At 69.9% G+C, this 14,408-nt stretch carries 10 protein-coding genes; 4 read left to right on the top strand and 6 right to left on the bottom strand.

Annotated elements, in window-relative coordinates; translation table 11 throughout:
- Nucleotides 1–37 precede the first annotated feature (37 nt).
- Nucleotides 38–1,225 (top strand): ricin-type beta-trefoil lectin domain protein, encoded by a 1,188-nt coding sequence (locus tag ACFXC1_RS12275; RefSeq protein WP_381241865.1) that lies wholly within the window; start codon nt 38–40, stop codon nt 1,223–1,225.
- Between the two features lie 54 nt (nt 1,226–1,279).
- Here the strand turns inward: ACFXC1_RS12275 and ACFXC1_RS12270 are convergent, their stop codons facing one another.
- The 3 genes from ACFXC1_RS12270 to ACFXC1_RS12260 form a co-directional block, all read right to left on the bottom strand.
- Nucleotides 1,280–2,809: a helix-turn-helix domain-containing protein gene (locus ACFXC1_RS12270; RefSeq protein ID WP_381241863.1), complete on the bottom strand. Its 1,530-nt coding sequence runs from the start codon at nt 2,807–2,809 to the stop codon at nt 1,280–1,282.
- Between the two features lie 64 nt (nt 2,810–2,873).
- Nucleotides 2,874–3,071, bottom strand: coding sequence for a DUF4236 domain-containing protein (locus ACFXC1_RS12265; RefSeq protein ID WP_078532723.1), 198 nt, complete (start codon nt 3,069–3,071; stop codon nt 2,874–2,876).
- A 53-nt stretch (nt 3,072–3,124) separates the two neighbouring features.
- Complete coding sequence (locus ACFXC1_RS12260) at nt 3,125–3,481, bottom strand: hypothetical protein (protein WP_381241862.1); 357 nt, start codon at nt 3,479–3,481, stop codon at nt 3,125–3,127.
- Between the two features lie 312 nt (nt 3,482–3,793).
- Here ACFXC1_RS12260 and acnA point away from each other — a divergent pair, with 312 nt between their 5' ends.
- Nucleotides 3,794–6,508, top strand: a complete 2,715-nt coding sequence (gene acnA / locus ACFXC1_RS12255; protein WP_381241860.1) for an aconitate hydratase AcnA — start codon at nt 3,794–3,796, stop codon at nt 6,506–6,508.
- A 65-nt stretch (nt 6,509–6,573) separates the two neighbouring features.
- Here the strand turns inward: acnA and ACFXC1_RS12250 are convergent, their stop codons facing one another.
- Both ACFXC1_RS12250 and ACFXC1_RS12245 read right to left on the bottom strand, forming a co-directional pair.
- Entirely contained in the window at nt 6,574–7,575 is a 1,002-nt protein-coding gene (locus ACFXC1_RS12250) for a response regulator transcription factor (protein WP_381241859.1), read from the bottom strand.
- A 79-nt stretch (nt 7,576–7,654) separates the two neighbouring features.
- Entirely contained in the window at nt 7,655–11,329 is a 3,675-nt protein-coding gene (locus ACFXC1_RS12245) for a S8 family serine peptidase (RefSeq protein WP_381241857.1), read from the bottom strand.
- Between the two features lie 279 nt (nt 11,330–11,608).
- On the opposite strand from ACFXC1_RS12245, the gene ACFXC1_RS12240 reads away from it, so the two are divergent.
- On the top strand, nt 11,609–12,334 hold the full coding sequence (locus ACFXC1_RS12240; protein ID WP_381241856.1) for a response regulator transcription factor: 726 nt from the start codon (nt 11,609–11,611) through the stop codon (nt 12,332–12,334).
- Entirely contained in the window at nt 12,331–13,863 is a 1,533-nt protein-coding gene (locus ACFXC1_RS12235; protein WP_381241854.1) for a sensor histidine kinase, read from the top strand. Before ACFXC1_RS12240 ends, ACFXC1_RS12235 begins: the two co-directional genes overlap by 4 nt.
- A 32-nt stretch (nt 13,864–13,895) precedes the next feature.
- On the opposite strand, the gene ACFXC1_RS12230 is transcribed toward ACFXC1_RS12235, so the two are convergent.
- On the bottom strand, nt 13,896–14,408 hold a 513-nt coding region (locus tag ACFXC1_RS12230), incomplete at its 5' end, for a DUF1349 domain-containing protein (RefSeq protein WP_463293448.1).

Genomic DNA, 14,408 nt, shown 5'->3' with positions numbered 1-14,408 from the left:
CCGGTCGTCACCCGATCACCTTTCTGGAAGGACCAGCATGTCCGGCAAGAACAGCCCGCAGCACCAGGCGGCGACCGGCGGGACGGAGCCCGCCCCGGCCCCGGACACCACCGCGGGCGGCGCCCCCGAGACCGAAGCGGCGGCACTCCCGCAGACCAGCGGCGAGTCGACGGCCGCCCGCACCGGCACCGCGGAGACCGCGGCGCAGGCGGAAGCGGCGCCGACACCTCCCGCGCAGCCCGCCGCAGCGGCCCAACTCCCCACTGCGGAAGCCGCCGTGGGCACCGACGAGGGCGCGACCCCCGAAGCCGCACCCGACACCCACGCCAACCCTGACCAGGGCCCCGACGCCCTCGCCGGAGCGGCAACAGCCGAATCCGGAGGCGGAGTTGGAGCCGGCGAGGACATCGCCGCCGCGGCCCCCGCCTTCGGCCGCCCCTCCCGAGGGCTCCTCGCCGGAGCCGCGATAGCCGGCGCGCTGCTGATCGGCGTACCGTTCCTGGTGTCCGGTCTGCTCGGCAGGTCGAGCTCGGACTCGAAGCCGTCGGACCAAGTGGCCGACGCGGGCACGGTGTTGAACGGACAGACCACGGACAGCGGTGCCGGCGCCTACGGTTCTGCCAGCCCGGACCCGACCTCGCCGAAGCCGACCCCCTCGCACCCGAGCGGCGGCAAGAACACGGTGAAGAAGGGCGCGGGGGCGGCGGCCGCCGGTGCCGGTTCCGGTGCCGGAGTGATCGCGGGCAGCTCCGCCGAGGCCCCCAAGAAGGCTTCCTCGGGCGGGAGTTCGAAGAAGAAGTCCACGACGAAAGTCACGGCCACCAAGACGGTGACCACCGCGCCCGGCACCACGATCTACAGCCACGCATCCAACAAGTGCATCGAGATGGTGGGCCACAAGGGCGCCGACGGTTCGCCGCTGCAGATCAACAGCTGCACCGGCAAGAACTGGCAGAAGTGGGACTTCCGTTCGGACGGCACGATCCGCTCGATGGGCCTGTGCATGGACGTCGCCTGGGGCTCGTCGGCGAACGGCGCGGTGATCCAGATCGCGGTGTGCAGCGGCAACCCGGCCCAGCAGTTCCGCCTCAACTCCAGCAACGACCTGGTCAATCCCCAGGCCAACAAGTGCGTGGACGTCAAGGACCAGGGAACCGCCAACGGCACCCGGCTCCAACTCTGGGACTGCAACGGCCAGGACAACCAGAAGTGGAGTACGCGCTGAACACGGCGGTGCCGCCGCACCTTTGAAGGCACGGCGGCACCCCGGGGCTGCTTCTCAGATGTCCCGGAAGATCTCGATCTGCGCCCCGATCGAGTTGAGCCGCTCCGCCAGGTCCTCGTAACCGCGGTTGATGACGTACACGTTCCGCAGCACGGACGTGCCCTCCGCCGCCATCATCGCCAGCAGGACGACCACGGCCGGGCGCAGAGCCGGCGGGCACATCATCTCGGCGGCGCGCCAGCGGGTCGGGCCCTCTACCAACACGCGGTGCGGGTCGAGGAGTTGGAGGCGGCCGCCGAGGCGGTTGAGGTCGGTGAGGTAGATCGCGCGGTTGTCGTAGACCCAGTCGTGGATGAGGGTCTGGCCCTGCGCGACCGCCGCGATCGCCGCGAAGAACGGGACGTTGTCGATGTTCAGGCCGGGGAACGGCATCGGGTGGATCTTGTCGATCGGCGCCTCCAGCTTGGAGGGCCGGACCGTGAGGTCCACCAGTCGCGTACGGCCGTTGTCCGCGAAGTACTCGGGCGTGCGGTCGTGGTCGAGGCCCATCTCCTCCAGGACGGCGAGCTCGATCTCCAGGAACTCGATGGGGACGCGTCGTACCGTCAGCTCCGACTCCGTCACCACGGCGGCGGCGAGCAGACTCATCGCCTCGACCGGGTCCTCGGAGGGGGAGTAGTCGACGTCGACGTCGATGGTCGGCACGCCGTGCACGGTGAGCGTGGTGGTGCCGATGCCCTCGACCCGTACGCCCAGCGCCTCCAGGAAGAAGCAGAGGTCCTGGACCATGTAGTTCGAGGACGCGTTGCGGATGACCGTGGTGCCCTCGTGGCGGGCGGCGGCGAGCAGCGCGTTCTCGGTCACCGTGTCGCCGCGCTCGGTCAGCACGATCGGCCGGTCGAGGGTGACGGACCGGTCGACCTGGGCGTGGTAGAGACCCTCGGTCGCCGCGATGTCGAGGCCGAAGCGGCGCAGCGCGATCATGTGCGGCTCGATGGTGCGCGTACCGAGGTCGCAGCCGCCCGCGTACGGCAGCTTGAAGCTGTCCATGCGGTGCAGCAGCGGGCCGAGGAACATGATGATCGAGCGGGTGCGACGGGCCGCCTCCGCGTCGATCGAGTCCATCTCCAGCTCGGCCGGCGGCACGATCTCCAGGTCGACGCCGTCGTTGATCCAGCGGGTGCGGACACCGATCGAGCCGAGTACCTCCAGAAGGCGGTACACCTCCTCGATCCGCGCGACCCGGCGCAGCACTGTGCGCCCCTTGTTGAGGAGCGAGGCGCACAGTAGTGCCACGCACGCGTTCTTGCTGGTCTTCACGTCGATGGCACCCGAGAGCCGACGACCGCCGACTACCCGCAGATGCATCGGGCCGGCATAGCCCAGTGAGACGATTTCGCTGTCCAGAGCTTCACCGATTCGAGCGATCATCTCAAGGCTGATGTTTTGGTTGCCGCGCTCGATGCGGTTGACTGCGCTCTGACTGGTGCCGAGTGCCTCGGCAAGCTGCGTCTGTGTCCAGCCCCGGTGCTGGCGGGCGTCACGGATGAGCTTGCCGATACGTACGAGGTAGTCGTCTGCCATGGGGCCGAGGTTATCTCAGATATGAGATGGCGCCTCTCAAGGGGGCCATTCGGGTGACGCCCGGTCAGTCGTCCTTCTTGGTGCGAGTCTTGCGCCACCCGAAAGGTCCGGGCAAATCCATCGATGTCGTACGTCGTCCTGAAGTGCTCCGCGTGTACCGCGGGCCGCGTTTGCCCCCTGTCGTGAACGACATGGACCCCTTGTTGATGTTCAGCCGGAGCCAGGGAAGGATCCGGAAACTCTTGCGGAACGTGAGCGGCATGCCCGCCCCCTTTCGTCCCGCACCGGGTACCCCGAAGTCCCGTGGATATGGCGTCAGTTCAGCGGAGCGGGTGCCGGGGTGCCGTAGAAGGTGATCGACGGCCGGCCCCGGGAGGCGGCCAAGTCGTTGAGCAGGCCGGCGATGTCCGTGGGGGTGATGTCGTTGGCCGCCGGTACCTCGATCGTGGCGACGCTGAACTTGATCGTGAGCCCCGGGAAGGAGTCGGGGATGTCCAGTTCGGCCGTCCCGGTGAAGAGTGTTCCCCGGGGGAAGTCGGCCGCCGTGGTGTCCGCGGCGGCCTCGGCCTCCGCGGCCTGGGCCGGCTGCGCTGCCGCCGCGCCGCCGACCATCGCGCCGACGGCGGTCGTACCGGAGTGTGCGAGCAGAGACCGTCTCGAAATCCTGGACAAGGTACCCCCTCGTGCAGAGCCGTACGGGTATCTCCCGAGGGCCTCGCCGAATCGTACGCATGTTCGATAGATGCGGGGAGGTGAACGGGCTCGTCCGGTTGTGAGGGGGTGGGGGCGGCCGGGCATGACCAATCCGCCCCCGTGTACTAGAGTTATCTCGACATCGAGATATCTGCCGAGGTGCACCGCAGCCGCACACTCCGCCGATCCAGTAGTAAGGCTTGCCTAACTTAGCCTTACCTTAGCGGATTGGCCAAGACGTCGTGACGGCAGGATGCGGTGGGAACGCGCACATCAATGAAGGAGACTGTCGTGTCGGCGAACAGCTTCGACGCCCGCAGCACGCTGCAGGTGGGCGACGAGTCGTACGAGATCTTCCGCCTGGACAAGGTGGAGGGCTCGGCCCGGCTCCCCTACAGCCTTAAGGTCCTGCTGGAGAATCTGCTCCGCACCGAGGACGGCGCGAACATCACCGCCGACCACATCCGCGCCCTCGGCACCTGGGACTCGCAGGCCCAGCCGTCGCAGGAGATCCAGTTCACGCCGGCCCGTGTGATCATGCAGGACTTCACCGGCGTGCCCTGCGTCGTCGACCTCGCCACCATGCGCGAGGCCGTCAAGGAGCTGGGCGGCGACCCGGCGAAGATCAACCCCCTCGCGCCGGCCGAGCTGGTCATCGACCACTCCGTCATCGCCGACAAGTTCGGCACCCACGAGGCGTTCGCGCAGAACGTCGAGCTGGAGTACGGCCGCAACCGCGAGCGCTACCAGTTCCTGCGCTGGGGCCAGACCGCGTTCGACGAGTTCAAGGTCGTCCCGCCGGGCACCGGCATCGTCCACCAGGTCAACATCGAGCACCTCGCTCGGACCGTCATGGTCCGCAACGGGCAGGCGTACCCCGACACCCTCGTCGGCACCGACTCGCACACCACGATGGTCAACGGTCTCGGTGTGCTGGGCTGGGGCGTCGGCGGCATCGAGGCCGAGGCCGCGATGCTCGGCCAGCCGGTCTCGATGCTCATCCCGCGCGTCGTCGGCTTCAAGCTCACGGGCGAGCTGACCCCGGGCACCACCGCCACCGACCTGGTCCTCACGATCACCGAGATGCTGCGCAAGCACGGCGTCGTCGGCAAGTTCGTCGAGTTCTACGGCGAGGGCGTCGCCGCCACCTCCCTCGCGAACCGCGCCACCATCGGCAACATGTCGCCGGAGTTCGGTTCCACCGCCGCGATCTTCCCGATCGACGACGAGACCCTGAAGTACCTGCGCCTGACCGGCCGCGACGAGCAGCAGGTCGCGCTCGTCGAGGCGTACGCCAAGGAGCAGGGCCTCTGGCTCGACCCGGCCGCCGAGCCCGACTTCTCCGAGAAGCTGGAGCTCGACCTCGCCACGGTCGTCCCCTCGATCGCAGGCCCGAAGCGCCCGCAGGACCGCATCGTCCTCGCGAACGCCGCCGAGCAGTTCAAGAGCGACGTGCGCAACTACGTCGCCGACGACGACGAGGCGGGCAAGGAGTCCTTCCCGGCCTCCGACTCCCCGGCCGCCACAAACGGCGTCCCGTCGAACCCGGTCACCGTCACGGCCCCCGACGGCTCGACGTACGAGCTGGACCACGGCGCGGTCACCGTCGCGGCCATCACCTCCTGCACCAACACCTCGAACCCGTACGTCATGGTCGCCGCCGCGCTGGTGGCCAAGAAGGCGGTCGAGAAGGGCCTGACCCGCAAGCCGTGGGTCAAGACCACCCTCGCCCCGGGCTCCAAGGTCGTCACCGACTACTTCGACAAGGCGGGGCTCACCCCCTACCTCGACAAGGTCGGCTTCAACCTCGTCGGCTACGGCTGCACCACCTGCATCGGCAACTCGGGCCCGCTGCCCGAGGAGGTCTCCAAGGCCGTCAACGACCATGACCTGGCCGTCACTTCGGTGCTCTCCGGCAACCGCAACTTCGAGGGCCGGATCAACCCGGACGTCAAGATGAACTACCTGGCGTCCCCGCCGCTGGTCGTCGCGTACGCCCTCGCGGGCTCGATGAAGGTGGACATCACCAAGGACGCGCTCGGCGTCGACCAGGACGGCAAGCCGGTCTACCTCGAGGACATCTGGCCGACCGAGGCCGAGGTCAACGACGTCGTCGCGAACTCCATCGGCGAGGACATGTTCAACAAGTCCTACGCCGACGTCTTCGCGGGCGACGCCCAGTGGCAGGCGCTGCCCATCCCGGAGGGCAACACCTTCGAGTGGGACACGCAGTCGACCTACGTGCGCAAGCCCCCGTACTTCGAGGGCATGACGATGGAGACCACCCCGGTCTCCGACATCGCCGGCGCCCGCGTCCTCGCCAAGCTCGGCGACTCGGTCACCACCGACCACATCTCGCCCGCCGGTGCCATCAAGGCCGACACCCCGGCCGGCAAGTACCTCACCGAGCACGGCATCGAGCGGCGTGACTTCAACTCCTACGGCTCGCGCCGTGGCAACCACGAGGTCATGATCCGCGGCACCTTCGCCAACATCCGCCTGCGCAACCAGGTCGCGCCGGGCACCGAGGGCGGCTTCACGCGTGACTTCACGCAGGCCGACGCCCCCGTCTCCTTCATCTACGACGCCTCGCGCAACTACATCGAGCAGGGCATCCCGCTGGTCATCCTGGCCGGCAAGGAGTACGGCTCGGGTTCGTCCCGCGACTGGGCCGCCAAGGGCACCGCGCTCCTCGGCGTCAAGGCCGTCATCGCCGAGTCCTACGAGCGCATCCACCGCTCGAACCTCATCGGCATGGGCGTCATCCCGCTCCAGTACCCGGCGGGCCAGTCCGCCGAGTCCCTCGGTCTGACCGGCGAGGAGTCCTTCTCCGTCGCCGGCATCACCGAGCTGAACGACGGCACCACCCCCGCCACGGTCAAGGTCACCACCGACACCGGTGTGGAGTTCGACGCGGTCGTCCGCATCGACACCCCCGGCGAGGCCGACTACTACCGCAACGGCGGCATCCTCCAGTACGTGCTGCGCAACCTGATCCGCAACTAGCGGACCCGGTACGGCAGTTGAGGGCCGCATCCCCGGTGACGGGGGTGCGGCCCTCCGCCGTTGTGCTACAGCCAGCCGCGCTGGGCCGCCCGCAGCCCGAGCTGGAAGCGGCTCGCCGCCCCGAGCCGTTCCTGGAGGTCGCTCACCCGTCGCCGCAGCGTGCGCAGACTGATCCCGAGATGGCGGGCAACCGCCTCGTCCTTCAGCCCGGCCGCCAGCAGCCGCGTCAACGCCTGCTCGTCCTCGGAGAGTTCACCGTTCCCGGCGGGCCGACCGAGCGGGGTCGCCTGCTGCCAGGCCAGCTCGAAGAGCTTCTGCAGGGCCTCGGTCACCGCCGAGTGCCATACGACGACGGCGCAGTAGCCGCCCGCCTCCGACGAGGTCAGCGGGAGCAGCGCCCGACGCCCGTCGACCACCAGCAACTTGAGCGGTACGGACGGCAACACCCGGGCCTGCTCGCCGAGTTCGACCATGTTCCAGGCGCGTGAGAGGGTGTTCGGATCCTCCAGGGCACTCGCCGCGTAGATGCCGCGCGAGACGATCCCGCGCTTGAGCAGATCGGCCTGGAGGTCCACCTGCGGTGCGGGCGGGGCGAGGTAGGGCGGGGTGTCGAAGAGGCACACCTCGTGCTCCGCGCGGGCGTACATCTCCTCCAGGCGGGCCGCGATGGCGCCCTCGCCGGAGGCGACCTCGATCAGCCGGGACGGCTCCTCGCGCAGCAGCCCGGCCTCGTACGCGGTGGCCATCTCCTCGGCGGTGGCGGCGATCAGTTCGGACTCCGTCTCGCGCCGCCGGATCAGCGCGCGGATCGCCACCCGCGGGTCGACCGCCCGTATCCCGCCCATGGAGTCCGGCGGTTGGAGCAGTCCCAGCGCGAGCAGCCGGTCGCAGGCCTCGCTCAGCTCGGCCGGGGTCGCCCTGGCCATCAGCGCCCAGCCGTCCGCGCCGGCGTCGGGCTGATGGAGAATCGACTGGTACACCCGCTCGTCGAAGGCGGAGACCCCCACCGCGGCCCAGGGGCTCGCGGCAGGGGTCTGTCGTGCAGGATCTTGTGCAGCGTTCACCATGGCTCGCCACGGTAGGGGTTCTTTGTTAAGAATCCTTACAGTGGCTCGGGCCGTCTGTTCAATTCAGGTCACTTCAGGCTTACTTCAGGCCGAACGCCCGCAGTACGGTCTGGTCGATCCTGTTGCCGTCGTGGTCGGTGGCCCGCACGCGCAGCGACACCGACGTGGCGCCCTTCGCGGGCCTGAACCGTGCCTCGCCCTTCTTGACACTCACCTCCTTCCAGGACGCGCCGTCGTCGTAGGAGACCCAGGCCTTCAGGCTGTTCGCCCGGACGCTCCCCGACTGGTTCGCGACCGGCAGCCCGACCGTCAACTCCCGCTTGGCGTCGGCCCGGTTGAGGAGGTCGAGGTCCTTCGGGGTGATACCGACGGTGAGCAGCGGCAGTGCCGTCGCGGTGTCGGTGTGCGCCGAGGCGAAGGTCCACTCGGTGTGCGTGCTCGTGGAGTACTTCGCCCAGGCCGCCTTGCGCTGCACATCCAGATCGAAGCGGTACGAGGACTTGGCAGCCGGGACGTCGAAGGTGCCGTACCCGCCGCGCGCCGAGTCGCCGACGAACTGGCCGTCCGCGTAGAGCTTGCCCTGGGCTGTGGCGTCGACGGTGTCGATGTATCCGTAGTGACCCGGCGTGGAGTCGTTCAACTCCGTTACGGAGAAGGCGAGTTTGTCGCCGGTGCGGGTCGAGAGGCCGTACTCCTCGCTGCTGCCCGGCCGGACGACCTGGCGCAGCCAGTCCTCGGTGGGCTCGGTGCCCGCCTTGGTGAAGGTGCGCAGCGGGCTCCACTCGCCCTTGTAGGCCTTCGAGTTGGGATAGACGAGGTGCCAGGTGCGGGTGTCCGGGTCGACGTAGTAGTACTCGTCGCGTTCCGTGCCCAACTGCGTGGGCACGCTGCCGTCGACTCCGAAGCGCTGCCAGGGGCGGAAGGTGTACAGGGTGTCCGCGCCCATCTCGCCGGCCGTGGCACCGTAGTAACGGGCCTTCCGTTTCACCGTGTTGGACTTGTCCAGGCTGTAGGTCTGGTTCGCGGTGATGGTGCCGCTCTGCGCGGCGAGCAGGTTGTAGACGTACGGGCTGACCGGTGTGCCGCTCAGCTTCAGCGTGACCTTCTTGCCGGTCTTCAGCAGGGCGGCCAGTCCGGCGCCCTGCTCGCCGGTGGCGATCATCAGCGGGACGGTGGTCGCCCGGTCCACGGCCTCGATCCAGAAACCGGGTGTCTTGCGGTAGGCGATGAGGTAACCCGCCCCGGCCTTGGTCGCGTTGTCCAGCGCGCTCTGCGCCCGCTCGGTGGCGCCGAGTCCGACCACCGCGACCTTGCCCTTGACGTCGAGCCCCGCGAAGTCGGCCTCGGTACCGCCGCCCGCGTCCACCGCCTGCACCTTGTGGTCACCGCTGATCTTCAACGGGAAGTCGTTGTACGTCTGGGAGTAGTAGAGCGAGGACAGTGAGGTCTTCTCCGGACTGGTGACGCTCGCCGTCAACTCCTTGGCGTACAGCCGGAACTTGGCGTAGAAGCTCAGGGTGCCCACGGTGACCGGCTGGGTCGGCGCCACATAGATGTGGTCGGTCCAGAAGCCCTGGCTGTAGGTGACTCCCCAGGCAGTGCCCGGCCCCTCCCGGTGCCAACTGGTGCTGAATCCCTGGAACTCGGAGTCCTGCTTGGTCTTCGGTTTGATCTCCACGGCCTTGCGGGCGTCGAGGACGACCGCCGTGTTGCCGTCGACCTTGATCTCGGGATTGCCGACGACCGACGTGCCCACGGCCAGGCCGGCCCCGTCCCGGTCCGGGATCCAGGTCGCGATGGAGTAGGTGCCGGCCGGCACCTGCCAGGTCGCGCCGGTGCCGAGGAAGCCGTACTGGTCGTCGTAGGCGCCGTTCAGCTCCTGGAGTGCGAAGAGCGACGCCCCGGTGGACGGTCTGCCCTCGCGGTCCACGAGCGAGACCTTGAGGTTGTACGTCTTCGGCGCCTTCTCGAAGCCGACACTGGTGGTGACCTGGATTCCGCCGTCGGCGGTCGCCGTGACACGGCCCGTGTACCGGCCCCCGGCCTCCTGCGCCGGGTCGACGCCGACGGAGACGGTCGCGGTACCCCGCGCGGGCACGGTCAGGGTGTCCGCACCCAGCGCGAGGTCGGCCAGCGACGACGAGAGCTTCAACTCCACAGGACTGTCAGTGGTGTTGGTGTATGTGATGTCCTTGCTGACGACACCGGTGTCGCCGTCCACGAACTTGCCGAAGCTCAGCGTCGAGGTCGCGAAGACGTCCTGCTCGACCGCCCGTACGGCGTCGACCCGGCCGTCGCCCTGCTCGAACACGGAGTTGACGGCGTTCGTCTTCGCCGTGCTGGCCAGCGCCTCCTTGATCTGCTCGCCGGTCCAGTCCGGATGCGCCTGCGCGACCAGAGCCGCCGCGCCCGCGACGTGCGGGGTGGCCATCGACGTACCGCTCGCCGTCGTGTAGTAGTCGTCGACCGGTGTACTACCAGGCATGCTGGTGCCGGCCGCGCGGGCCGCGGTGATGCTCACGCCCGGTGCGGTGATCTCCGGCTTGACCGCGGAGTCCCCGAGGCGCGGACCCCGGCTGGAGAACGAGGCCAGCTTGTCCGACTTGTCGACCGCGCCCACCGTCAGCGCCGAGTCGGCGATGCCCGGGGTGCCCAGGGTCTGCTCGCCCGGGCCCGCGTTGCCGGCCGCGATCACGAACAACGCGCCGGTGGACGCGGACAGTTGATCGACTGTCTCACTGAGCACGTCGGAGGGACCGTAGGCCGTACCGCCCAAGGACATGGAGACGATCTTCGCGCCGGAGTTCGCCGCCCACTCCATGCCCGCGATGATCCAGGAGGCCTGGCCGCTGCCCGTGTTGTCCAGCACCTTGCCGACCAGCAGCTTCGCGCCCGGCGCCACGCCCTTGTAACGGCCGCCCGAGGCCGCGCCCGAGCCGACGATCGTGGACGCCACATGGGTGCCGTGGCCGAAGCCGTCCTGCACCGTCTCGTCCGGTACGAAGCTCTCCGAGCCGGCGATCTTCCCGGCCAGGTCCGGGTGCCCGGTGTCCACACCCGTGTCCAGGACCGCGACCTCGATGCCCGTGCCGTCGTAGCCCGCCTTCCACACCTCGGGCGCGCCGATCTGCGGCACGCTCACGTCGAGGGACGCCTTCACCTTGGCGTCCAGCCAGATCTTGTCGATGCCGTCGCCGAGCTGCTTCGCGGCCTTCGCGGTCGGCGCGGTACCGAGTGCCGGGGCGATGTCCGACCAGAAGGCCGTGGACTTCTTCGCGCTGAGCGCGGCGCCGTCGATCCCGGGCAACGCCAGCATCCGGCGCGCGCCCTCGGGGGTCTCGGTGCCCTTGCCGTATGTCGCGATGACCGGGGTGGAGCCGGTCTTCGCGTCCGTGTACCCCTGCTCGACCAGCTGGGTGACGTTGAACAGGGCCGGGTCGAGGCGGCCCGCCTTGATGAGCGGGATCGCGTCCGCCGGCAGGACGCTGATCTCGCCGTTCTTCTCGCTGGAGAGGAAGGTGGCGGCCTCGCGGCCCTTGCCGCGCCGGACGTCGACGGCGTTCTTGCCGTCCGGTCCTGCGGTGAGGGTCACGGTGTCGCCGGTGATGAGGGTGACGGTCTGCGGTGGGGCGGTGCTCGGGCCCGTGGGGTGGGTGGAAACCGTGGAACCGGCGGCGGCTGTCGCGGGCGCGATGGCCCCCGCGAGCAGTCCGGCAACTCCGGCCACGGCCCACAGGGCGTGGAGTCTTCGCATGGGTGGACGTCCTCCCCTGAACGCGGAAACGCTTCCGCCCGGTAGGGGGAAGCCAGCCATCAGAGTGAGTGCCGGGGCGAGGGCGGCTCAAGGGAATCACGTGGCCGGAGAGTGCCAACGCCCGCTTCGGTCACGGCAGTTGGAGAAGACGCCGGTCGCCGGGCCAGGGCCTTCGCTCCTCGCCCGCCCCTTTCCCCGCCCCGGACACCCGCCGGCTCGCACGGCTGCGCCTCAGGTGGAACACAGGATTCCCTCAGCGGACCGGGACAGAATCCGGACATGACTGGCACCACCGGGTCCCGCAGCAGCCGCGTCCGCGTGCTCATCGTCGACGACGAGCCCGCGCTCACCGAGCTGCTCTCCGTCGCGGTCACCGAGGCCGGCTGGCGGCCCTACCCCGCGCCGGACGGGCACAGCGCGCTGCGGATCGCCCGCGGCTGCGTCCCGCACGCCGTCGTCCTCGACGGCATGCTGCCCGACCTGGACGGCGTCCAGGTGCTGCGCCGGCTGCGCTACGAGAACCCGCGGCTGCCCGTCCTCATGCTCACCGCGCGCGACGCGATCGAGCACCGCCTCGACGGCCTGGAGGCGGGCGCCGACGACTACGTCACCAAGCCCTTCTCCCTGGAGGAGGTCGTCCTGCGGCTGCGCGGACTGCTGCGCCGCGCGGGCAGCGAACGGCTCCCGGCCGACGACTCCGTACGGGTCCTCGGTGATCTCGTACTCTCCGGCGAGACCCGCGAACTGCGCCGCGCCGGTGAGCCGATCCAGCTCACCGCCAAGGAGTTCGACCTGCTCACCCTGCTCCTCGACCATCCCCGCCAGGTGCTGAGCAAGGCGCAGATCCTCGACCATGTGTGGAGCACCGGGTTCGACGGCGGCGGCAACCTCGTCGAGGTCTACATCTCCAGCCTCCGCCGGAAGATGGACCGGGGGCGCGCACCGATGATCCACACCGTCCGGGGGATGGGATACGCCATACGGCCCGTGGAGGACGGCAGATGAACCCCCTGACCCGCAACCGAGGCCGCCTGCACGGCCGTTCACTCCGCACCCGCCTGCTCCTCTTCATCAGCGCCACCCTCGTGGTGGTCTGCGCCGCGATGTCCCTCACCACCGTCCTCGTCCAACGCGCCTATCTACTGGGCGACTTGGACGACCGGGTCGGCGACGCGGCCCAACGCAGCCTGGGCGGGGCCGAACACCACCCGGGCTTCGACGGAGACCTCGGGTTCCTCATGGAGAACGGTCACGCCGTCGGGACGCTCGCCGCACGGTTCGACGCCAACGGCAGGATCATCGCCGCGGCCGTCGTCCGACAGGACGCCCCGCCCCAGAACCTCACCGCCGCCCAGCGCACGGCCCTCGCGGGCATCACCGCCGACAGCGCGAAGCACACCCGGTCCGTGCCCGGCCTCGGCACCTACCGGCTCACGGCCCTCGACACCGATGGCGTCCGGGTCCTCACCGGCCTCCCGATGGACGACGTACAGCACATGATCAGCGGTCTGGTGGCGGTCGAGGCGGGCGTCGCCCTCGTCGGACTGACCGTGGCGGGCTGTCTGTGCGCCGTGGTCGTACGACGGCAGCTGCGGCCGCTCGGCCGGGTCGCCGCCACCGCCGTCGAGGTCTCCCGCTCACCGCTCGGCCACGGCGAGGTCACCGCGCTGACCCGGGTGCCCGAGCGGGACACCGACCCGGGCAGCGAGGCAGGACAGGTCGGCGCCGCGCTCAACCGCATGATCGACCACGTCGAGTCCTCGCTCGCCGAACGCCAGCGCAGCGAGGAGCAGGTGCGCCGCAGCGAGGAACGCATGCGCCGCTTCCTCGCCGACGCCAGCCACGAACTCCGCACCCCGCTCGCCTCCATCGCGGGCTACGCCGAGCTGATGAACCGCGGCACCGACCGCATCGAACCGGGGCTCGCCTGGCGCCGGGTCACCGCCGAGTCGGCACGCATGACAGGCCTGGTGGAGGACCTGCTGCTGCTCGCCCGGCTCGACGAGGGCCGGCCGCTGCAGTCCGCCGAGGTGGACCTCGCGGCCGTGCTCGCCGAGGCGGTGTGGGACGCGCGCGCGTCGGGCACCGGTCACGAGTGGCAGCTCCAACTCTCCCTGGACGCCCCCGCCCTGGTGATCGGCGACGAGGCCCGCCTGCACCAGGTGCTGGCCAACTTGCTGGCCAACGCGCGTATGCACACACCCGTCGGCACCACGGTCACCGCGAGCGTCGAGGCCACGGCCGACCGCACCGTCGTCATCCGGGTGCGCGACGACGGCCCCGGCATCCCCCCGGCCCTCCTCCCCACCGTCTTCGAACGCTTCACCCGCGCCGACGCCTCCCGCGCCCGCTCCGGCGGCAAGGAGGGCGGCTCCGGCCTCGGCCTGGCCATCGCCACGGCGATCACCGGCGCCCACGGCGGCCGCATCGACGTCACCAGCGTCCCCGGCCGCACCGAGTTCACCGTCGAACTCCCGGCGGCCGAACTCCCGCCCGCCGAAACACAGATGCGCGCCCGTACGGCGCCGGTCTAGCCGCCGTACGAGCGCGTATCCGCGACCGACCGCTACGGCGTGCTCGTGAACGACTCGAAGTCCGCCTCGCCCGTGGTGCCCGAGGCGTGCGGGGTCCGGGTCAGGCCGACGTCCTGGGTGGCCGCGGCGGTCGGGACGTCGATGGTGCCGACCAGGTTCCAGGTGACGTCGTCGGTGGAGTAGTAGCCGCGGTAGGTCGTGCCGTCGCGGACCAGCTTCAGCCACGACGGGTAGACGGCGGTGCCGGTGGAGTCCTGCGAGTCCAGTTTGCCGTCGCCGTCGCTGTCCCACTCGAGCAGACAGCCGTTGCCCGGGGTCGCGACGAGGGCCAAGTAGCCCGGAGACGTGTTGGGTTGGGTGATGTCGTTGCGGACACGGTCGCCGGCCTCTGGAGCGGCAACGCGAGCTGTACCGGCCAGGCCGGTTGAGCCCTTGCTCGGGGCGGACCCGGTGGACGGGGACCACCGGGTCCCCCAGCCGGATGGGCGGAGGGGCGGGACGCCCCCCCGGTGGTTCCTGGCGTGCTGGCACACCGAGATGCGACC

The sequence above is a fragment of the Streptomyces hokutonensis genome (genome assembly GCF_042751305.1).
Taxonomy (GTDB): Bacteria; Actinomycetota; Actinomycetes; order Streptomycetales; family Streptomycetaceae; genus Streptomyces; species Streptomyces hokutonensis_A.
The sequence above is the reverse complement of the archived record's forward strand: the minus strand, read 5'-3'. Positions and strand labels throughout refer to the sequence as shown.

Coding starts and splice junctions, on each gene's coding strand:
- ACFXC1_RS12245 (WP_381241857.1), bottom strand. CDS start 11,329: ATGCGAAGACTCCACGCCCTGTGGGCCGTGGCCGGAGTTGCCGGACTG.
- ACFXC1_RS12235 (WP_381241854.1), top strand. CDS start 12,331: ATGAACCCCCTGACCCGCAACCGAGGCCGCCTGCACGGCCGTTCACTC.
- ACFXC1_RS12270 (WP_381241863.1), bottom strand. CDS start 2,809: ATGGCAGACGACTACCTCGTACGTATCGGCAAGCTCATCCGTGACGCC.
- ACFXC1_RS12240 (WP_381241856.1), top strand. CDS start 11,609: ATGACTGGCACCACCGGGTCCCGCAGCAGCCGCGTCCGCGTGCTCATC.
- ACFXC1_RS12250 (WP_381241859.1), bottom strand. CDS start 7,575: ATGGTGAACGCTGCACAAGATCCTGCACGACAGACCCCTGCCGCGAGC.
- ACFXC1_RS12275 (WP_381241865.1), top strand. CDS start 38: ATGTCCGGCAAGAACAGCCCGCAGCACCAGGCGGCGACCGGCGGGACG.
- ACFXC1_RS12265 (WP_078532723.1), bottom strand. CDS start 3,071: ATGCCGCTCACGTTCCGCAAGAGTTTCCGGATCCTTCCCTGGCTCCGG.